We start from the raw sequence: 21,453 nt of genomic DNA on the forward strand, positions 1-21,453 counted from the left end.
AAAAGAGGTTCAGACACAAAAACAGGCTGTAGAGAAGACTTTCTCCACAGCCTGAGAAGCCTTTTTAGGCTTCTCCTTTTATTTTGAAATGGATACAATGTCCAAATGGATCCTCGACTTGTAATATTCCATCTTTGTACGTAGCAATCTTGCCAATATTTTTTAAGCTTTCACATACTTGCTCTTTTTGTTTTTCATTCGCTAGTACAACTGTGAAATATTTTAAACCAACAGAACCTGGCATTTGCGGTGGTACCCCTTCACCTTGCCATGTATTTAAACCGATATGGTGATGATAACCACCTGCAGATACGAACAACGCTCCATTACGAGCTGGGATCGTTACTTCAAAACCAAGACCATCAACATAGAAACGTTTAGCTTCCTCTAAATCAGCTACATGGAAATGAATATGCCCCATCACAGTACCAGCTGGAAAGCCATTCCATGTACTTCCTTGCTGTAATAATTCTTCACCAGCTAACGGGTTACTAACAAATGGTAGTTCTCCATTCTCATCACGCCAAACTTCTTTTTGTCGATCATGATAAATTTCAATCCCGTTTCCATCTGGATCAGCTAAATAAAGAGCTTCACTAAAGTAATGATCGGCTCCACCATGTAGTGGATATACCATCTCTACAAGATGACGAAGAACATTCGCTAAATCCTGTCTACTTGGTAATAAAATTGCGTAATGATATAACCCTGTTCTTCCTCTTTGCTTCGGAAAAGCTTCTTTCTTTTCTTCAATGATAAGAAGTGGTTCATCATTTTCATTCCCAAATGTAACGACTGCTGCTTCTTCTTTTAGCACCTTCATACTTAGTACTTCCGTATAAAACTCTAGTGATTTCTTTACATTAGATACGTATAAATGAACAACATCAAGTGTTGTATCGGGATGAAGTTGAAAACTCATCTTGTTAGCCCCCCATTTAAATTAGTTCTTCTTTGACATTTTTTCTTTTAAAAAATTATCTACAAAACCATCAGCCTTTGCAACAAATAAGTATGCACCCATTGCTAATAATGCAAGTTCTAATTCGAAACCAGGATTTTTTCCATCTCCCAATAAGCCAGCTGACCATTTCACTTTTACAATTGCTCCAACCATAACAAGTGCAAATAATAATCCAATATATCTTACCCCTAAACCTAGAATTAATAATAGGCCTCCAACTAATTCAAACGTTGCTACACCGTATGCAAGTCCTCCTGGTAAACCAATGCTTGTAAACCACCCTGCAATATTGTCAATTCCTGATTGGAATTTTGTTAAACCGTGCATGAAGAATGTTACCCCTAACACGATACGAATAATTAAGTTACCAATATGTTGATTCATTTCATTCTCTCCTTTATAGTTTTCTTATACAAAACTTTTATTTACATTACAAAACATACACTAATTTTTTTTATTCGTCAATTCATTTTCACTGGGAAAAAATATATTTTTTTTGCTATGATACAAATAGTTGTTTACAAAAAGGAGCTTGATTTTATGAATATTGGTTCTGCAATACGTGAAATTCGTCAACGTAGAGGCATAACAATCGCACAAATTTGCGAGGGAACAGGTCTTTCTAAAGGATTTATGAGTCAGGTTGAAAATAATAAAACATCACCATCTATCTCAACTTTAGAAACGATCTCCAATTTTTTAAACGTTCCCCTTCCCTATTTATTGTTAGAGCAAAAAGATCGATTAAAAATTGTCAAAAAAGAAGAACGGAAATACAGTGTATACGGCAAAGATGAGCAAAGAATTGAACATGTTGCGGAGCAAGGGGGGCTTCGCCTATCTTTAGTAGAAATCCCTACTGGATTCCCGAAAGAAAACTCACCAAATGCCCATGAAGGGGAAGAATGTCACCTTGTATTACGCGGAAAACTAGAAGTTCAGCACGGTGAAGATATTGCAATTGTAGAAGAAGGTGATTCTTTCTCATGGAATGCATGCGTTCCTCATATTGTTCGTAATATAGGAGAAGAAACTGCATTATTACTCATCTCTAGTTATGCGGAAAACCGAAAACGTGTTTACTAAATAATAAAAAAGAAGCCTGTTAAACAGGCTTCTTTTTTATCCCCTTATAATTCCATAACTTGTCCCAACTAGTACTGTCTTTTCATCCTGATTGCGATAAACTGACTCGATTGAAACTTTTTTATAACCTTCCATTTGCTCAACATTTGTTAACGTTAGTTCACAAGTGATCGTATCTCCTGTGAAAACTGGTCTAATAAACTCACTTACTAATTCTCTTGCTATGTAATGTAACTCTTCTCCCACTTTCGTCCCAATGCTAGCAGTCAATAAACCATGAACCATTAATCTTCCGTTTTCATCGTATTCCACATGGTGTCTACCTTTATCACCGGTAATATTTGCAAATTCAAAAACTTCTTCCTCAGTAAATCTTCTTTCATATTTAAATACATCCCCAACTTTTATACTCATTTTTATCCCCCTAATAATAAACAGAATTTTCTTTTATTTTATCATAAAAAGAGCCTCAATCCATTCTCTATTATCAAAAGTCTCAAAATTACCTCGCTATATTTTTTCTTTTCCTTCATTTATCGGTGACCATCTCTTTTCGCGACTTGATATCCATAATACGCACATGTTCCATTTCTCGATAGCTCTCTAACTTCAAATCCACAGCTTCTATAAAAATCAAAATTGTTCGCTGATGTATGTGCAAACCAATCACCGTGGGGAAGTTTTTGCAAGCAAAGAGCTACAAGCTTCTTACCTAATCCCTTCCCTCTATATTCACACTTCACAACTAAATTTACTATGTTCGCGATCATAATTCCATCAGAAATGACTCTAACCATCGCAATCATCTCTTCCTCATCCCAAATTGTGAAAGCCCATGTTGAATTTTCGAATGCTATCGTAAATTTTTCAATTTGCCACGAAGGGATATTATCATTACTCCAACCGGCATCTTCAAACAAAGCTTTAATTGCATATGCTGGTACACTACTCGTTCCCTCACGAATAATAAGTCCATTATGATAAATGTACATGTAACCCCTCCCTTTATTTTCATATACCATTCTTCAAAAAATGTAATTTACCTTTAAAAAAGTAATTTTTTCATCCAACACGCTTAATAGAATAAACTAGAACATCGATTCCATGAAATGACGTTGTTTTCTCATAGCTGAGCCCTGTTTTTCTAGCAACAAATATTGAGGCCGGATGATTCGGATTAATAAGAGAAATTAATTTATTCATTCGTAATGCTTGGAAACCATAGTCACGAAATGCTGCCGCCGCTTCTTTTGCATACCCTTTTCCCCAATACTGAGGAAGTAACCAATAACCAATTTCAATTTCCTCTTTTCCATCTATCTTCTGCTGTATCAGCCCTGCATGACCAATTCTTGTTCCCGTTTCCTTTTCAATCAATACAAATAAACCGAGACCGTTTTTATAGCTAGGAATCACCCATTCCTCCAGACTTTTTTTACACTGTATATATGTTTTTAACGTCCCATTTCCAATATAGCGCATTACCTTCTCGTTCCCCCATAGTGAAGCGTAGAACTGTAAATCATCCATTGTATATTTGCGAATTTGTAAACGTTCTGTATGAAACATGCTGGCACTCCTTTCCACTAATTTGTTCTTAATTTCACGATCATGTTTTGTATGTATACGAAATGTTACTATCTATTATAAAGTGAAACTTTAATTAGTGGGGAATTTTGTTCATCCCCACTGATTATTAGCCTTCACCAATCGGGCATTTACGGGCAGTGGATCTCCCGTCTAACTTCTTTACTTTAGCTGAATTTTTAGGCGGGTGTCTTACTGCCTGGAAAATAGCGGGATAAATGAACCAACATAAAAACACGGAATTTTCATTCTTATAAACCTAAAAAAAGCAGTAGACAAATATTGTCTACCGCATCCATATCATAACTAGCATAAAGAAAACTACAATTGAGGGGGGTGTAGGATTTTCAAATATACTAGATACTTATCCCGTTCTAACGGGCGGTAAACTTTCCAATTGTTTCAAGTGAAAAGTTTACCGCACATAAGAACTTCATTCATTAAGATAGTATTGCTAAATAATCATATACACGCTTAGATTTCTCTCCACCCATTCGTGCATGCTGAAGAAGAGAAATACCATGAGGACCAGATGCATGCAATGCTTCTGGTTGAGCTACTAAAATAGCTTGTACAATTTCTAATTCACCAAGCATAGCTGCTGCAAAAATATCCATCCGAGCACCCTTTTCTAGTAAATAAAGAGCAATATCTTTACGACCTACATGTGCCGATGCCCCTAACGCACTTTCCCAATCTGATCCACCCCAATTATAAGAGGCGTGAAGTAAGCTTGGCGATTCAGCCAATAGCTCTTGTACTTTCTCTAAATCCCCGTGAGCTGCCATAACAAATTCTCTTACTAATTCAGTGGTAATACGCTCTTCTGTTTGCATCGCTCTTCTCCCCTTTTAGAAATTCGTTTCGGTGTAAAAAACGGCTTGTCATTTCCTTGAAAAATATCTACATCTATGCCAAATACATGTTGAAACATTTCATGGCATAGTACTTCTTCTGGTATACCATCATACTGAATCTTTCCTCGCTTTAATACAAGTAAACGATCGCTATATTGAGCAGCTTGGTTAATGTCATGTAAAACCATTATAATCGTCATTCCAAACTCCTCATTTAATCGTTTCACAAGTTCCATTACTTCCAACTGGTGAACGATATCTAAAAAGGTTGTTGGTTCATCCAATAATAAGACATTTGTACGTTGCGCTAGCGTCATCGCAATCCAAGCACGTTGCCGTTCCCCTCCTGATAAAGAATGTAAAAGACGATATTCATACCCTTCAAGATTTGTAACAGACAATGCCCAATCAACAATTTCTTCATCTTCTTTATTTAAGCGGCTACTCCATGATTTATGTGGACCTCTTCCGAACTCAATTAGTTCTTTCACTGTCAAATCTAATTGATGATCATGCATTTGTGGTAACATCGCTAATTGCTTCGCTACATCAGCACTCTTCATCATATGAATATTTTTCCCATCTAAAATGATGTCCCCTTCGCTTTGTTTCAGTAGCCTTGCTATTAAACGAAGCAAAGTAGATTTTCCCGATCCATTCGGACCAATTAAACTAACGATTTCTCCAGCCTTAATATGTACATTCATATTTTGCATTTGAAATCTTTCAGAGTGTGCATAAAACACTTTGTTAACGGAAATCACGTTGTTTTCCTCCTCTATGAATTAAATATAAGAAGAAAGGACCACCTAAGAAGGACAGTAAAATACCAACAGGCAATTCGATTGGGTCAAACCAACTTCGAGCTATTGCATCCGCAAAAACAAGTAATACCCCGCCGCCAAGGCATGATAAAGGTAGCAAATATCTATAATCATTTCCAACTAATAAACGTAGCATATGTGGTACGACAAGACCGACAAATCCAATAAGACCAGACACACTTACTGCAATTCCAGCTAATAATGTACTTACTACGATTAAATAAAACCGACTTTTTTCCACATTATGTCCTAATAGTTTTGCCATTTCATCTCCAAGCATTAACACTCGAATATGCTTAATACCAAAGAAAGCTAATATAATGGCGAATATTGCATAATAAATAATCATGTTTAAATGTGCCCAACTTACACCACCAATGCCGCCCGCTAGCCACGGTAACACGGATTGTACTTTGTCACTATGTAATAACATTAAAGCTGACGTTGCTGCACCAATTAATGCATTGATTGACACTCCTACTAAGACGATTCTTGAAGGTGGTGCCCCTTTTTGCCATGATAAAGCATAAATAACCATTGCTGTTATGAAAGCTCCTAAAAACGCCCCTAGTGGTAAAAAAGCTAGATGCTGTGGGAATAAAATCATGATGACAATTGCTACAAGACCTGCCCCAGATGAAACCCCAATAATACCAGGATCTGCAAGAGGGTTTCTCATAACCCCTTGCAACAGTGTACCAGATGCAGCTAAACATGTTCCTACTATAAACCCAACGAGAACTCTCGGTATGCGAAGATCCCATACAATTCGATGAACTGTCGAACCTTCATCTTGTATACCTGTTAGAATGTCTCGTACAGAAAAGGATAAACTTCCTGCGAAAAGACCGTAAAAGAGGCCTAGAATTGTTAATACAACTAAAGTAACTGCTATTATCCATCTTTTTTTCGCAAAAGGATGTTCCTTTTCTCTTACTACTTCACTACTTTCCATACGTATCATTTCCTTACATCTTGTATACTTTTATACATAAAGTCCATTGCTTCTGTAACTTTTGTCCCAGGATTAGATCCAAATAAATCAGGTGGCAAAATAACTACGCGGTTTTGTTTTACTGCATCTAAATTTTTCCACGCTTCATTTTTCATCATTTCGCCTTCGAATGCTTTTTTCACACTTTTTGGATCTCCGTGTGTAATTAAATAAATGACATCTGGATTCGCCTCAATAATACGTTCTACACTTAGCTGTGCATATTGCGGATATTCTTTCGTTTCTGGAAAATCAGAAGCAATATTTTTCCCGCCTGTTTTTTCTAAAACATCACCTGATAAAGATGTTGGTAATGCCGCTAAATAAGTACCTGGTGCGCCATACACTAGCAATGCTTTCACATCGCTCTTTTTCTCATATTTCTTCATTTGATCATTGATTTTTTGATTAAGTTCTTTTGCTTTATCTTCTTTCTTCATTACTGTTCCATATAATTCAATATTCTTTTGAATATCTTGTACAGAATTCGCAGAAGAAATGATTACTTTCGTTCCTTGTCCTTCAACCGTTGGCACATTCTTTTGGAATCCATTGTTAGCAACAAGTACATCGGGCTTTAAACTAGCAATTTGCTCAAAGTTCGGTTGATGTGCATTCCCGATTACTTTTGCTTTCTTTAACTCCTCTGGAAGAGTTAATTTCGTATCCGGACGACCTACTACTTTTCCACCTAAAGCATGAATAATATCCATGTCTCCCATACTTAATGTTGCAAAACTTTCTGGTACTTTATCGAATGTTACCTTTCTCCCTGACAGGTCGGTAATTTCGATTTTTTCTTTTCCTTTTTCTGTTTTGGTTGCAGACGCTTTTTCGTCCCCTTTGGCACTGCAACCTATTAACAAGAAAAAAATAGATAAAATCGCTGTAAATAGCGTAATAGACTTTTTCATTCCTTCACCTCTAATTGATAATGATAATCATTAACTACTATTCTACTTTAATTGATAAGGATTATCATTGTCAACATGAAACGCATACATTTTTCTACAAAAAACAAAAAGCGCGACAAAAAGATTCTTTCTTTTCGCCTCGCTCTAGTTAACAATATTATTCACATTCATTTTCCTCTAACTGGTCACGCATCACTTTCACACGCTGAAAGAAAAAGAATGATAAACTTAAAAATATAACGATGCTCCCCATCATAACAAAAAATTGGATTGTCTCTTTTGCTCCATCCGGAATCAACAAGCCAACCATTAACACTGTACTTACAGCGAGAAGAATTTGTCCGAACCTAGTATAATCTTCTATTTTCCCTTGTAATTCTTTCATTATATTCTCACTCCTCCATTTCACTTTATCATATTCTATGAAACTGAAAGACCAGTAAATACAGGCATTCTGGGAGATGTTTTCCAACAAAAAAAGAGCCGCTTTACTGCGGCTCTTTTGTAATCATTATTCACCCTTATATGCTTCCATATAAATTTCTTTCAGCTCTGAAATAAGCGGTAACTTTGGATTAGCAGTTGTACATTGATCTTCAAAAGCTCTTTCTGCTAATACTCCAACAACCTCTTCAAATTGCTCTTTATCTACTCCTTGCCCTGCAATACTCATATTAATATTTAAGCTTTTTCCAAGCTCAATAATTGCTTTGACGAGTGATTCCACACCTTCTGCTACTGAGCTTGCTGGAAGCCCAAGCATTCTCGCAATATGTGCATAGCGTTCATCTGCTACAAAGTGCTCATATTTTGGGAACAATGCGTGTTTTCTTGGCTTAATAGCATTATAGCGGACTACGTGCGGCATAAGAATTGCATTTGCACGTCCGTGTGGTATATGGAATTCTGGACCAATTTTATGTGCTAAGCTGTGATTAATACCTAGAAAAGCATTTGCAAATGCCATCCCTGCAATTGCAGAAGCGTTATGCATTTTTTCCCGTGCTTCTTCATCATTTCCATCTTTATATGCTCTCGGTAAATATTTGAATACGAGATCAATAGCTTTTAATGCTAATCCATCTGTATAGTCATTTGCCATAACAGACACATACGCCTCAATTGCATGTGTTAAAACATCCATACCAGTATCTGCTGTTACATGTGGTGGTACTGTCATTACAAATTGCGGATCAACAATTGCTACATCTGGTGTTAATTCATAATCTGCGAGCGGATACTTTATATTATTTTTCTTATCTGTAATAACCGCAAATGGTGTCACTTCTGATCCTGTTCCTGATGTTGTTGGAATCGCAACAAACTGCGCCTTTTTTCCTAATTCCGGATATTTACATGTACGTTTTCTTATATCTAAAAACTTCTGTTTAATGCCATAGAATGTCGTTTCTGGATGCTCATAGAATAACCACATTCCTTTTGCTGCATCCATAGCTGAACCGCCACCAAGTGCGATAATTACATCTGGCTTAAAGCTTCTCATCATTTCCGCACCTTTAAAGACAGTTTCATCTGATGGATCTGGTTCGACCTCAAAGAAAACTTCAATTTTCACATCATTTGCATGCTTGTTTAAATAGTGCGTGACTGTATCGACATAGCCATGTTCAACCATTCCAGGATCCGTTACAATAAATGCACGTGAAATGTTAGGCATATTTGCTAAATACGCTGTAGCATGTTTTTCAAAATAAATTTTTGGTGGCAATTTGAACCACTGCATATTCTTTTTTCTATTTGCCAGCCTTTTTATATTTAATAAATGAGTCGCTGTTACATTTTGGGAAACTGAATTTTTTCCGTAAGAACCACAACCAAGTGTAAGTGATGGAATAAATCCGTTATATATATCCCCTATTCCACCTTGTGATGAAGGTGCATTTACAATGAGACGGCAAGCTTTCATACGTAATCCAAATTGCTTTTGCACTTCTTTATTTGTAGAATGAATAACTGCTGAATGTCCTAAACCACCGAGGTTCAACATTTCTTCGCAATATGTAAATCCTTTTTCTAATGAATTCGCCTTCACACAGGCTAATACTGGGCTCAGTTTCTCACGAGATAACGGGTATGCTGCTCCGATACCTTGAATTTCAGCTACAAGCATTTTTGTATGTTCAGGAACAGTAATCCCAACTAATTCGGCAATATACTGTGCTGATTTTCCTACAATATCACTATTTACTGCACATGTATTTTCATTTATAACGAGCTTTTCTAATTTTTTTCTTTCTTCTTCTGTTACAAAGTAACAATTGTTTTCGATCATTTCTGTTTTAACATCATCATAGATTTCTTTATCGACAATGATTGCTTGTTCCGATGCACAAATCATACCGTTATCAAATGTTTTCGATAAAATTAAATCATTAACAGCTCGTTTTACATGTGCTGATTTTTCTATATAACACGGTACATTACCAGGACCTACACCTAGCGCTGGTTTTCCAGTAGAGTAAGCTGATTTCACCATACCAGCGCCTCCAGTTGCTAGAACGAGTGCCACACCCTCATGGTTCATTAATTGTTTCGTCGCTTCGACAGACGGTCTTTCAATCCATTGAATACAATGTTTTGGTGCACCAGCTTTCATTGCTGCATCATATACGGTTTTCGCTGCTGCCACCGAACAATTTTGTGCAGAAGGATGAAATGCGAAAATAATTGGATTTCTCGTTTTTATCGCAATCAACGCTTTAAACATTGTTGTCGACGTTGGATTCGTTACTGGTGTTACCCCAGCTACTACACCGACAGGTTCTGCAATTTCTATTATTTCTTCATGAGGATCTTCGTGAATAATTCCTACCGTTTTATCTTGCTTTATACTATGCCAAATATATTCAGTGGCAAAAATATTTTTAATGCATTTGTCTTCATAGACACCACGGCCTGTTTCTTCAACAGCCAATTTTGCAAGTGGCATATGTTGATCAACACCTGCTAATGCCATTTCATGAACAATGTTGTCAATCTGCTCTTGTGTAAAACTTTCTAATGCTTGTAAAGCTTGTTGACCGTTATTTACTAACGTATCAATCATCTCTTTTACCTCTTGCATTTCATTTACAACTTTCTCTTTGACTACCATGTAAATTTCCTCCTATTCTGTTATCACGGTCTTTATAAGTCCCTATAGGTCATAATAAGTCCCGATTAGCGAAAAAAAAATAGAGTTACCGTCCTACATGAATCCCATCGTTTGTGAAACATTTCACAAGTTTACTCGTGAATAACATTTCATGAATTCAATATACATGAAATCATTTCATTTGTGTATGTCTAATTTGTGAAATATTTCACAAATTAACATAATAAAAATGCACTGCTCCACATTAGCAGTGCATTTTTTATTACGCTAGCGCTTGTGCTAAATCTTCAATTAAATCTTCACCATCTTCAATACCGACAGAAATACGAATTAATGTATCTGTAATTCCTAATTCTTTACGGCGATCTGCTGGGATTGATGCATGTGTCATTTGAGATGGGATAGAAATTAAACTTTCTACTGCTCCTAAGCTTTCAGCAAGTGTAAAGTATTGCAGTTTCTCAAGTACTTTATTTAATGTTTCCTCACTATCTACATCAAACGAGATAATAGCACCAAATCCATTTGCTTGTTCTGTTGCTAATTCGTGGTTTTGATGTGATTCAAGACCTGGGTAATATACTTTATTTACTTTTGGATGATTATTTAAGAATTCAGCAATAGCGCGTGAATTCGTTTCATGTTCTTCCATACGAATTCCTAATGTTTTTAAACCGCGAAGTAGTAAGAAGCTATCTTGTGGTCCCAGAATACCTCCTGTTGAGTTTTGTACAAAGTGAAGGTCTTCTGCTAGTTGTGGGCTATTTACCACTACTAGACCTGCAACTACGTCACTATGACCTCCTAAATATTTCGTTGCACTGTGAAGTACAATGTCTGCTCCTAAAGAAATCGGCGACTGCCAATATGGCGTCATGAATGTATTATCAATAATTGTTAATAAATCTTTCTCTTTAGCAAGAGTAGATATTTTCTTAATATCAGTAATTTTTAGTAATGGATTCGTTGGTGTTTCCACATAGATTGCTTTCGTATTTGGACGAATTGCTTCTACAACTTCCTCTAAGTTTGTTGTGTCTACAAATGTATGTTCAATACCGAAGCGGTTTAATACTTTTGTAATAACACGATACGTTCCACCATAAACATCATCTGTTAAAATAACGTGGTCACCTTTTGAGAACAACATAATTGTCGCTGTAATAGTAGCCATTCCAGAACCAAATGCAAATCCAGCATGCCCATTTTCTAATACAGCAATCATTTCTTCTAAAGCTGCACGTGTTGGGTTACCTGTACGTGAATATTCATATCCTTGATGCTTACCAACTGCTTCTTGTTTGTACGTACTTGTTTGATAGATCGGTACGTTTACAGATCCAGTTGAAGGTTCTCCTATGCGAATACCATGAATTAACTTTGTCTTTGCTCTCATTTTTTATTCCCATCCTTTGTATATGTCTTTACTTAAATAGCGCTCACTGCTATCAGGAAAAATTGTTACAATATTTGTACCTGGCGCTGCCTTCTCTGCCTCAAGTAAGCTCGCATGAAATGCTGCTCCTGAAGAGCTTCCAACGAGAAGTCCTTCTTTTTGCGCTAATTCTTTCACTCTTAAAAATGCATTTCGATCAGAAATCGTATGAATTTCATCAAAATAAGATGTCTTCAAAAATGGCGGGATAAATTCCAATCCAATTCCTTCGGTCTCATGTGAACCAGCCTTACCACCATTTAAAATAGATCCTTCTGGCTCTACGATAACTGTTTTAATATCTATATTTTTTTCTTTCAAATAAGATGCAGTCCCCATAAAAGTACCGCCAGTTCCTGCTCCAGCAACAAATATGTTAATCTCTCCATTCAATGCATCCCACAGTTCAGGGCCTAACGTTTTAAAGTATGCACGAGGATTTGCCTCATTTGCAAATTGACTTGGAGAGTATGAATTCGGTATTTCATTTACTAACTCTTTTGCTTTTGCAATTGCACCGGTCATTCCTTGCTCAGTCGGTGTATGCACGACCGTTGCACCTAGCGCTTTCATTAATTCTTGTTTTTCAATACTAAATTTCTCTGGTACACAAACAATAACGCGCAAATCATGTTCTAACGCTGCAAGTGCCAGTCCAATACCAGTATTCCCAGCAGTCGGTTCAATAATTGTTCCACCCTGGGTAACAAGCCCTTTTTCTAGCGCATCTTCGATTAATTCTCTTCCTAAACGATCCTTAACGCTTCCGCCTGGGTTATAAAATTCAAGTTTTGCAAATAAACGGACCCCTTTCGGAAGTGAAAAACGAGTAATTTCTACAATTGGTGTATGACCGATTAACTCATGAACTCCACGATATACATTCATCGTGTTCTCCCCCTTGTTTGCCAATAAAGAAAAGGCAACTGTATGTATTTTCTTTATATGAGACAGTTGCCTTTTTGTTACATTACTTTAACTCTTCTAACACTTTTACGATAAAGTTTGTAGAATGAAGAGCTGCTTGATCTAAAAACTGATCAAATGAAACATTTGATTCTTTACCAGCAATATCAGAAAGTGCGCGAATGATAACAAACGGAACTTCATATTGGTGGCATACTTGTGCAACAGCTGCTGCTTCCATTTCTACCGCATAAAGATTTTCAAATTTATCACGGATGGCTGCAACGCGGTTCGGATCACTCATAAATGAATCACCTGTTGCAATCATACCTTTTACAACTTGAATATTTTCTTCAGCTTGCATACATTTCTCAGCTAATGCAACTAACGCCTCATCAGCTTTAAATCCAGGCGGCATTCCTGGTACTTGACCATATTCATAGTTAAATACTGTTACATCTACGTCATGATGACGAACTTCAGTGGAAATAACTACATCACCAACGTTTAGAGAATGATGGAATCCACCAGCTGAACCAGTATTAATTACTTTTTCAGGTTTATACTTTTCTAATAAAATTGTCGTTGACATCGCTGCATTTACTTTACCAATACCAGACTTTAACAAGATTACTTCATGTCCTGCTAATAGTCCTTTCGTAAATTCACAACCTGCAACCGTTTCTGTTTCTGCTTGTTCTAATTTGTCACGTAAAATACGTACTTCTTCTTCCATTGCTCCAATTACAGCAATTCTCAATCTAATCCCTCTTTCTATTGCTTAGTTGCCTCCATTACCCAAACGAAATGATTTAATCTCGTAAACGTTACATGGAAGCCATTGTTTTCAAAAATAGTCTGCATAACTGGAATACGTGTATAGTATTCCGTTTGCAAATCGTTTGCTAACTGGTGAAAACCTCTTTGTTTTGCTGTTTCAACAGTTTTATCATATGCATCTTGATCTGCAAATATCGTATCAGCAAACACTATTTTACCACCTTTGTTTAGCAATTGACTATACTTCGCAACCGCTACATTTTTTTCATCATCTGTTAAATGATGAAATGCATAGGTGCTAACAATGGTATCAATTGAATTTTGGACTTCAAACGACAGAAAATCACCTTCTGTAATCGAAAATTCTTTTGGCAATTTCTCTTTTGCAATCATACGCATTTCACGCGACGGTTCTATACCGTAAACTGTGCGGCCAGCAAGTAATAATTTATTTGTTAAATTACCTGTACCGACACCAAATTCTAATACATTACCAAATGACTTGTTAACTACATCCTCTAGAATATCCTCATAATGGGCGAAAACTTCTTTATATTGTATATCTTCGCCTTGTACGAATGAGTCGTACGTATGAGCCCACTCATCAAATAAACCATTAAATTCTGTGCCCATAAAAATTCCCCTTTTTCTTATCGGTTTTATCAGTATGATATTCCCTCTTTCTAAAAATGTCAATTGAAATGTACATGGTATTTCCTTCTTTTCTTTGTTACACTATAGTTGATTACATAGGAGAGGGGCCGTCTTCATGTCATTTACCTTTGAAATGTTAGAAGATAAAATAGAATTTTTTGAAGCGGGAGACTTAGCTTCTTTAGAACGAAAAATTAGTGAACAAATCGATAATAATAAAGCACTTATGCTTGAAGTTCATCACATCTCACATCAAATGGTTATGGATCCTGAAAGCAAAAGACCGTATTATAGCGCGGTTGTTCATTTTAAATTAAAGAAATTGCGTTAACTAAAAAAAGAGAAGCTCCTAAGGAGCTTCTCTTTTTTTAGTTTAGAGTTTGAACAAGTACTGGTTTCCAGCCCTCATTATCTACCCAATCAATATTTACGTAATATCTTTTTCCACTTTGCTTATCTTGAACGTCACCATAAGCTTTGCTCTTTCCAGTTTTGTCTCTTCCAACAAAATGGAATACTAATTGCTCCTTCGGTACTTCAATACCTGCAGCAATTGCACTTTGCATCTCATTCCAATCTGATGACCCCTGTTTAAACGTCATCGCTGGTGATGAACCTTGTTCTGTCCCTACAGCTTTCCAAGAAGGTTTTGTATAAGCCTCTTTTGCCTTGGATACAGTTTTTTCAGCTGATACTTTCTCGTTAGCTTTCGCTTCTTCTTCAGCTTTTTTCTTTTCTTCCTCAGCCTTTAACTTCTCTTCTTCAGCTTTTTGCTTAGCTTCTGCTTGCTCTTGCTCTTTTTCTTTTTTCTTAGCAGATGCTTTATCTTCTGATTTTCCAGCTTTCTCATTCTTTGTTGTTTGTTGAGAGACTTTCTTATCACTAGAAGATGCTTGCTCTTTCGTATTAGGAACGAACAATTGATATGCTACAATAGCTACTAATAGTAACACAATAGCGATTGCAATATTTAAAACACCGTTTTGACGACGTTTTTGTTGTTTCTGTTGGAATCTTGATCCTCCTGCCATTCTCCAAACCTCCATGCAGTTTTTCCTAATTGCTATTGTAACATTAAATCTAGAAAGGTTGAACATTTACAATGATATTTTCATGAAATGAAAACAATTCACTATAAATTGCAAGATTACTTTTCATTCTCCAATTGATAGATTGCTCCTACCATATCTTTAAAAATAGGTGTAACTTTATTCACTTTGCTATCTGTCTCTAGATCAACAACAACTAAAGCATATCTTGGATTCTCATACGGAAAGTAACCTGCAAACCAGCGATTCACCCTCGTCTCTTTCCCTGTTTGCGCTGTTCCGGATTTTCCAGCGACACTGAGCGGCAACGAGCGGAATGCCGTTCCTGTACCTTTCTCCCTTGTTACAACACCTCTTAATAACTCTTGTAATGTTTTCACTGTTTCATACGAAAGCTTTTTTCCATGTAACGTATGGTTCTCAAATGTAAAAAAATCCGCTCCATTTTTATATACTATTTTTTCAACAGCTTTCACTTCCATTTTTCTCCATTTCTCGCAATCGTCGCCATCATATTTGCAATTGCTAGAGGTGATATACGTACATCTTTCTGTCCAATCGCTGTTTGCTCTACCGCTTTTTTACTATTTTTATTTTCTTCATTCCCCCAAATAGTAGTGCCTTTCTCTTCTGGCATTTGCTCAAAATGAGGTGTATGAAATACCGAACCTTTCCATCCAACCTTTTCATTTGCTCCTAAAGCTGCTACGTATGTTTCTAGCACCGTCCTATCCTTTTGTAATAGCTCGTTACCTAACTCAGAAAATGTCCGATTACAGCTCCTAGCAAAGCTCTCTTTGAAGTTAAGCGTACCCATCATAACTTGTGGGTCGTTTTCACCATATAAATCTTTATTACAGTTAAATGTCCGATTAAACAAATTCACTTTTTGATCAATGACTGCCGCTGCAACTACTGTTTTAAAAACAGAGCCTGGAAAATGTGGCGTTAACATTTGATTTTCAAGTGTAGTCTTATATAAATTCTTATCTCTTACTTGTAAAGACGGTTTACTGACCATCGCTAATATTTCATTTGTCTTTACATCAAGTAATACTAATCCCCCCTTCTTTATTTCGTTTGCTTCAATCACTTCTTCTGCTTTTTGCTGCAATCCTTTATGTAAAGTAGTTTGAATCCTAACTGGGTAAAATGGATTTCCTGGTGAAGTATATTTCGCTTGATTTCCAAAAATCGGTTCTCCTTGCCGATCTACTTGATACAATACTTTTGCCTCTCCATCAGTCAATAAAAATTCATCAAATGATTGCTGCAATCCTGAAATACCTATCGGCGTTTGTTTTGAAATTTTTTTCACTTCTCCATATCGATTTTGAAATTCTCTTTCGTTCTCCCCTACATCACCAATTAAATGATTTATCTCTCCAGTTTGTTTTAATCGTACTTCAGCTGCTACAATACCTAATACATGTAATTGATTTACCTTCTCCATCTGCTCTCGTGTCACTCGAAATGGAACAGTTTCCCCTTGCAGTATAAATGCATTTTTTTTATTTTTCATTTGTCTTCTGATCTCTTGTCTCGACACACCAATGATATGCGCGATTTTCTCTAACATGTCATTTTTTATTTGTAAAAATGGAAAAACAATTAAAACAGGATACTTTTCCTCACCTATTTCTTTACCATGACGATCTATAAACTGCCCACGCCCATCGTCTACTGCAATGGATTGCGTACGTTGCGTAACACTTTTTTCAATTAAATTTATTTTGCGATCAGTAAATGATTCTGTATCTATAATTTGGATTTGAATTAAACGACAAAGCAATAAAAACATAATGCCCATAAAACAAATTAAAACAATTGTAATTCTCCGTTTTATTTTCATAAAAAAACACCTCGTCTATTATAGTTTGGACGGAGTGTTTCATCTTTTATACAAATAAAAAAATCACTCGTTTTTACACGAGTGATTTTTTTATTATTTTACAGAGACAATCTCTACTTGCATTTCTCCGCCTGGTGTTTGGATTGTTACTTTCTCACCAATTTGCTTACCTAATAAGCTTTTTGCGATTGGAGAATCGTTAGAAATTCTTCCTTCAAATGGATCAGCTTCCGCGCTACCTACGATTGTGTACGCTTCTTCATCTCCGTTTGGTAATTCTTTAAATGTTACTGTTTTACCTAATGTAACAACAGTAGATACTTCGCCATTATCTTTAATGATAACTGCGTTACGAATCATATTTTCTAATTGTGTAATACGTCCTTCTACGAACGCTTGCTCATCTTTTGCTGCATCGTACTCAGAGTTCTCAGAAAGATCCCCGAAGCTACGTGCGATTTTAATACGTTCTACTACTTCTTTACGTTTTACTGTTTTTAATTGCTCAAGTTCGTTCTCTAGTTTTTGCTTACCCTCTTGCGTCATAGGGTATGTTTTTTCTGTTGACATATTTTCCACTCCTTTTATATACCAATCCCCCGAAAAAAAGAGGAGTTCCATATGAAAACTCCTCCGCTTCCATTGTTAGCGGAGGTTTCTAGTACCCTTGCACTAGCGGAGTTGTCACATACAACCCCGTATTTCCAATTCTTCTTTATATAAAGAAGATATGTATGGAAAGTTGATATAAATATGCCCTCACCTATATATAGATGAGGTTGCATGTTTCATTGTATTCGATGGGAAGGGAAAAAATCCCTTCCTACCGTACATCTTTTACTATGCTATTACAAATTTACTTTTTGTTCAAGAATTGTTGCAATTTTTGTCACCATAATATCAATTGCAACATGGTTTTGTCCACCTTCAGGGATAATAATATCCGCAAATTTCTTAGAAGGCTCAATAAATTGATTGTGCATTGGACGTACAACAGTTACGTACTGATCAATAACTGAATCCATCGTACGACCGCGCTCTTTAATATCACGCTGCATGCGGCGCAGAATACGAAGGTCAGCATCTGTATCAACGAATAACTTAATGTCCATCAACTCACAGAGACGTGGGTCTTCTAAAATAAGAATCCCTTCTAAAATAATTACATCTTTCGGCTCAACTGGAATAATTTCTTCTGAACGCGTATGCAATGTATAGTCATATACAGGCTTATCAATTTGCTCATATGCAAGCAACTGCTGCAAATGTTCAATTAACAGATCATTATCAAACGCAAGCGGATGATCATAATTTGTTTTTAAACGCTCTTCCATTGGTAAATGGCTTTGATCTTTGTAATAATAATCTTGCTCCAAGATTAAAATGGAATGACCTTTAAAATGGTCAAAAATCGCTTTCGTTACACTTGTTTTTCCTGATCCTGAACCACCAGCGATTCCAATTACAACAGGCTTATTCGTCCCCATTCGACTACCACTCTTTCTTATTGAAGTATGCTTTTGCGCATCATATTATTCACATACACTGGTTGATCCACTTTGAATTTCACGATTTGCAACGGATGTCTCGCTGCATCTAATTCGTTTCCATCCTCATCCCAAATTTTCTCCACCGTCTGCGTAAAGTTTTCTATTTCTGGTCCAAAGAACTCCACTTCATGTCCTGGTTTGAAATGATTACGTTGCTCAAGCGTTACGATGCCCGTTTCTTCATTATAATCTAACACTAAACCAGCAAAATCATACGTTGTTTTCTTACTATGATTTCCAAACATTTGCTCTTGATGTCCTGGAACCCCTTCAAAGAATGCAGGAGCTGTATCACGATTTGCACATTTATCAAGCTCATCTAACCATTCTTGTTTAAACTCAAAGTTATCCGGATCCGCACAATAAGCATCAATTACTTTACGATATACAGTTGCTACAGTCGCTACGTAATGGATTGATTTCATACGTCCTTCTACCTTTAAACTATCGATTCCAATTTCAATCATTTTCGGAATTGATAAAATTAAATTTAAATCTTTTGGACTCATCGCAAAGTGAGCATCTTCTTCTTGGAATAGAGGAAGCTCTTTTGCATCTTTATGTTGTGATACTGTTTGAACTAAATCATAATCCCAGCGGCAAGATTGGCAACAACCGCCACGATTAGAGTCACGCGCTGTCATATGGTTACTTAATGTACATCTTCCTGAATATGCGATACACATTGCACCATGGACGAATGCTTCAATTTCAATATCCACTTTGTCTTTAATTTCTTTCATTTCTTCATAGCTTGCTTCACGAGCTAATACAAGACGGTGTAAACCTTCTTCTTTCCAATACTGTGCTGCTTTCCAGTTGGATAGTGATTGCTGTGTGCTCAAATGCACCTCAACAGAAGGCGCTACACGTTTACACGTCTCAATAATAAGCGGATCGGCAACGATAATTCCCGTTACGCCAGCTTTTTCAATCCCTTTTAAATATTCCTCTAGCCCGTCCATATTTTCATTATGTGCGAAAATATTTGTTGTTACATATATTTTCGCTCCATATTTCTTTGCAAATTCAACGCCTTCTGCCATATCTTCCAGCGTAAAGTTACCTGCATTCGAACGAAGACCAAATTCTTGTCCACCTAAATATACAGCATCTGCCCCATAATGGATAGCTACTTTTAATTTTTCTAAGTTACCCGCAGGGATTAACAGTTCAGGTTTCTTCACAATAACGCGCTTGCCATCGATTACTCGTGAAATTTCTTGTACAGTCATTTCCTACACCCTCCTCGTTTAGTAAACCGTTTCTTTAAAGAAGAATCCTGTGTCTAACGGACGATTTACTGGTTGCATTTCTTCTATTTCTTTATATAGAGCATCTTTCACGTCATAATATGCATCACGATCTTCCACACATAAATCAATCGCTTGACGATATTTCTTCGTTACTTCAATAATGTATTCAGAGCTTTTTAGTACACCATCGATTTTTAAGCTGTCAACTTCAGCTTCGATTAGTTCCTCTAATTCATCGATGAAACAAATATCGTTCGGACTCATAATGTGAGTACCATTTTCATCTTCATAAATTGGATATTTATTGTTACGCTCTGGGTCATATAAGAACATATTCTCTTCATATTTTTTCTTTTCAATGTCAAGATTACGTCCTTGATACTCGAAGTAGTTTCCTACTAATGAACGCTTCGATTGGAACATACAAGTCATACCGTGAATTTGTACTTCTAGTTCCACTTCAGCATTTTCTTTTAAATCAACAATTTCATCTAAGCTCAGCTCACGAGCTAATACAGCACGCTTCGCTCCTCTTTGTCCCCAGTAATTACAAGTGAACCAGTTTGTTGCTGTCGTTTCTGTATTCCAGTGCAACTGCATATTTGACGCTACTTCGCGAACAGCCATTAATACTGCTGGATCTCCGAAAACAATTGCATCTACATTTACTTCATTTAAAAATGAAACGTAATCTGTTAATTCTTCTACTTTATCGTTGTGGAACATAGCGTTCATTGCTACGTATACTTTCACACCATTTTCATGCGCAATCTTCACAGTTTGTTTTACATCTTCACGTGAAAACTCCCCTGCTAAACGTAAACCAAACTTTTGCTCACCGATCATTACCGCATCTGCTCCTGCTTTCGCAAGAAGTTCGATATCCGCCACCGCTCTTGGCGTTACTAACAATTCAGGTTTCTTCATACCTTGGTCACCCTCTCTTTTTACTAACAGCTACTCCATCACCAATTGGGAAAATCGTTGTATCATATCCTTCATGGTTCATAAGCCACTCATTGTACGTCTTAATACGACGGATTAAACCACGTGTACGTCTGTTTTCAATTTTCTCTTTTGTCGTTACAAGACCATGGTACATAACATTATCTGAAATAATTACGCCACCAGGATTTAATAACGGTTCATATAAGTCAAAAAAGCGACGATACTGTCCTTTTGCTGCATCAATAAAAATAACGTCAAATGTCCCGTGTTCTTTTACTTGTTCACCTGTCTCTAACGCATCACCGTAAATAACTGAAATACGATCTGTTACTGGGGAACGTTCTATATATTCAAGTGCTTTTTCATATCGCTCACGATTGCGCTCAACTGTCACAATACGTGAATTTGGAATAGCTTGCATCATACGAATACTAGAATAACCGATTGCTGTTCCAAGTTCTAAAATGCTTTTCGGTCCAATTAAACGTAAAAATTGCAGCATAAATTCCATTCCAAGTCGATCCATAATCGGCACATGATTTTCTGTTGCATATTCTTCCATTTCAAGAATTAATTTATCTTTCGGATCAATAAATGATAATAGGTACTCGTTAACTGCATCCTCCATAAATGGTCCTCCTTATTTACATGGAGAAGTGCCTCTATGACGTCTTTTCCCACA

General features: G+C 36.6%; 23 protein-coding genes and 1 pseudogene. 2 read left to right on the top strand and 22 right to left on the bottom strand.

Going from position 1 to position 21,453, the window contains the following annotated elements; genetic code table 11:
- Positions 1–64 precede the first annotated feature (64 nt).
- Positions 65–922 (bottom strand): VOC family protein, encoded by an 858-nt coding sequence (locus ACODS7_RS23065; protein ID WP_016080228.1) that lies wholly within the window; start codon positions 920–922, stop codon positions 65–67.
- Positions 923–943: 21 nt separating this feature from the next.
- Positions 944–1,348: a DoxX family protein gene (locus ACODS7_RS23070; protein ID WP_001071553.1), complete on the bottom strand. Its 405-nt coding sequence runs from the start codon at positions 1,346–1,348 to the stop codon at positions 944–946.
- Positions 1,349–1,504: 156 nt separating this feature from the next.
- Between ACODS7_RS23070 and ACODS7_RS23075 the strand changes: the two genes are divergently transcribed.
- The gene (locus ACODS7_RS23075; RefSeq protein WP_001020693.1) at positions 1,505–2,050 is read left to right on the top strand and encodes a helix-turn-helix domain-containing protein; all 546 of its coding nucleotides are present in this window, start codon (positions 1,505–1,507) and stop codon (positions 2,048–2,050) included.
- Between the two features lie 36 nt (positions 2,051–2,086).
- On the opposite strand, the gene ACODS7_RS23080 is transcribed toward ACODS7_RS23075, so the two are convergent.
- The 13 genes from ACODS7_RS23080 to ACODS7_RS23140 all read right to left on the bottom strand — a co-directional run bounded on the left by ACODS7_RS23080 (position 2,087) and on the right by ACODS7_RS23140 (position 14,095).
- Positions 2,087–2,464: a hotdog family protein gene (locus ACODS7_RS23080; RefSeq protein ID WP_016080227.1), complete on the bottom strand. Its 378-nt coding sequence runs from the start codon at positions 2,462–2,464 to the stop codon at positions 2,087–2,089.
- 119 nt (positions 2,465–2,583) lie between these two features.
- Positions 2,584–3,042: a GNAT family N-acetyltransferase gene (locus ACODS7_RS23085; protein ID WP_000276126.1), complete on the bottom strand. Its 459-nt coding sequence runs from the start codon at positions 3,040–3,042 to the stop codon at positions 2,584–2,586.
- 70 nt (positions 3,043–3,112) lie between these two features.
- Positions 3,113–3,691 carry a GNAT family N-acetyltransferase gene (locus ACODS7_RS23090; protein ID WP_141542485.1) on the bottom strand — a complete coding sequence of 193 codons (579 nt, stop codon included), beginning with the start codon at positions 3,689–3,691 and terminating at the stop codon, positions 3,113–3,115.
- 386 nt (positions 3,692–4,077) lie between these two features.
- The gene (locus tag ACODS7_RS23095) at positions 4,078–4,473 is read right to left on the bottom strand and encodes an ankyrin repeat domain-containing protein (protein WP_029443341.1); all 396 of its coding nucleotides are present in this window, start codon (positions 4,471–4,473) and stop codon (positions 4,078–4,080) included.
- Complete coding sequence (locus ACODS7_RS23100) at positions 4,440–5,258, bottom strand: ABC transporter ATP-binding protein (protein ID WP_016080224.1); 819 nt, start codon at positions 5,256–5,258, stop codon at positions 4,440–4,442. The genes ACODS7_RS23095 and ACODS7_RS23100 overlap by 34 nt, the downstream gene beginning before the upstream one ends.
- The gene (locus ACODS7_RS23105; RefSeq protein ID WP_002082127.1) at positions 5,245–6,273 is read right to left on the bottom strand and encodes a FecCD family ABC transporter permease; all 1,029 of its coding nucleotides are present in this window, start codon (positions 6,271–6,273) and stop codon (positions 5,245–5,247) included. Before ACODS7_RS23105 ends, ACODS7_RS23100 begins: the two co-directional genes overlap by 14 nt.
- A 5-nt stretch (positions 6,274–6,278) precedes the next feature.
- Positions 6,279–7,226 carry an ABC transporter substrate-binding protein gene (locus ACODS7_RS23110; RefSeq protein ID WP_016080223.1) on the bottom strand — a complete coding sequence of 316 codons (948 nt, stop codon included), beginning with the start codon at positions 7,224–7,226 and terminating at the stop codon, positions 6,279–6,281.
- Between the two features lie 157 nt (positions 7,227–7,383).
- Positions 7,384–7,611 (bottom strand): YrhC family protein, encoded by a 228-nt coding sequence (locus ACODS7_RS23115; protein WP_048563806.1) that lies wholly within the window; start codon positions 7,609–7,611, stop codon positions 7,384–7,386.
- A gap of 126 nt (positions 7,612–7,737) precedes the next feature.
- Entirely contained in the window at positions 7,738–10,341 is a 2,604-nt protein-coding gene (adhE, locus tag ACODS7_RS23120; protein ID WP_048563805.1) for a bifunctional acetaldehyde-CoA/alcohol dehydrogenase, read from the bottom strand.
- 262 nt (positions 10,342–10,603) lie between these two features.
- Positions 10,604–11,737, bottom strand: a complete 1,134-nt coding sequence (locus tag ACODS7_RS23125; protein WP_243168909.1) for a bifunctional cystathionine gamma-lyase/homocysteine desulfhydrase — start codon at positions 11,735–11,737, stop codon at positions 10,604–10,606.
- A 3-nt stretch (positions 11,738–11,740) separates the two neighbouring features.
- Complete coding sequence (locus tag ACODS7_RS23130; RefSeq protein ID WP_001103877.1) at positions 11,741–12,664, bottom strand: O-acetylserine dependent cystathionine beta-synthase; 924 nt, start codon at positions 12,662–12,664, stop codon at positions 11,741–11,743.
- A gap of 82 nt (positions 12,665–12,746) precedes the next feature.
- Positions 12,747–13,442 carry a 5'-methylthioadenosine/S-adenosylhomocysteine nucleosidase gene (mtnN, locus tag ACODS7_RS23135; RefSeq protein WP_029443343.1) on the bottom strand — a complete coding sequence of 232 codons (696 nt, stop codon included), beginning with the start codon at positions 13,440–13,442 and terminating at the stop codon, positions 12,747–12,749.
- Positions 13,443–13,456: 14 nt separating this feature from the next.
- A complete protein-coding gene (locus ACODS7_RS23140) occupies positions 13,457–14,095 on the bottom strand; it encodes a class I SAM-dependent methyltransferase (protein WP_043938439.1) in 639 nt (212 codons plus the stop codon).
- Between the two features lie 136 nt (positions 14,096–14,231).
- Between ACODS7_RS23140 and ACODS7_RS23145 the strand changes: the two genes are divergently transcribed.
- Positions 14,232–14,447: a YrzA family protein gene (locus tag ACODS7_RS23145; protein ID WP_000010979.1), complete on the top strand. Its 216-nt coding sequence runs from the start codon at positions 14,232–14,234 to the stop codon at positions 14,445–14,447.
- A gap of 37 nt (positions 14,448–14,484) precedes the next feature.
- Here the strand turns inward: ACODS7_RS23145 and ACODS7_RS23150 are convergent, their stop codons facing one another.
- The 7 genes and pseudogenes from ACODS7_RS23150 to ACODS7_RS23180 all read right to left on the bottom strand — a co-directional run bounded on the left by ACODS7_RS23150 (position 14,485) and on the right by ACODS7_RS23180 (position 21,399).
- Entirely contained in the window at positions 14,485–15,147 is a 663-nt protein-coding gene (locus tag ACODS7_RS23150) for a YrrS family protein (protein ID WP_016080220.1), read from the bottom strand.
- Between the two features lie 116 nt (positions 15,148–15,263).
- Positions 15,264–17,017: pseudogene (locus ACODS7_RS23155) on the bottom strand (peptidoglycan D,D-transpeptidase FtsI family protein).
- A 93-nt stretch (positions 17,018–17,110) separates the two neighbouring features.
- Positions 17,111–17,587, bottom strand: a complete 477-nt coding sequence (gene greA, locus ACODS7_RS23160; protein WP_080117279.1) for a transcription elongation factor GreA — start codon at positions 17,585–17,587, stop codon at positions 17,111–17,113.
- Positions 17,588–17,865: 278 nt separating this feature from the next.
- On the bottom strand, positions 17,866–18,504 hold the full coding sequence (udk, locus tag ACODS7_RS23165; RefSeq protein ID WP_000537080.1) for a uridine kinase: 639 nt from the start codon (positions 18,502–18,504) through the stop codon (positions 17,866–17,868).
- Positions 18,505–18,521: 17 nt separating this feature from the next.
- Positions 18,522–19,802, bottom strand: a complete 1,281-nt coding sequence (locus ACODS7_RS23170) for a peptidase U32 family protein (protein WP_000217961.1) — start codon at positions 19,800–19,802, stop codon at positions 18,522–18,524.
- A gap of 18 nt (positions 19,803–19,820) precedes the next feature.
- Positions 19,821–20,750, bottom strand: a complete 930-nt coding sequence (locus ACODS7_RS23175) for a peptidase U32 family protein (RefSeq protein ID WP_016080217.1) — start codon at positions 20,748–20,750, stop codon at positions 19,821–19,823.
- Between the two features lie 7 nt (positions 20,751–20,757).
- Positions 20,758–21,399, bottom strand: coding sequence for an O-methyltransferase (locus ACODS7_RS23180; protein WP_000389102.1), 642 nt, complete (start codon positions 21,397–21,399; stop codon positions 20,758–20,760).
- Positions 21,400–21,453 lie beyond the last annotated feature (54 nt).

The organism is Bacillus sp. FG16, from assembly GCF_057809515.1.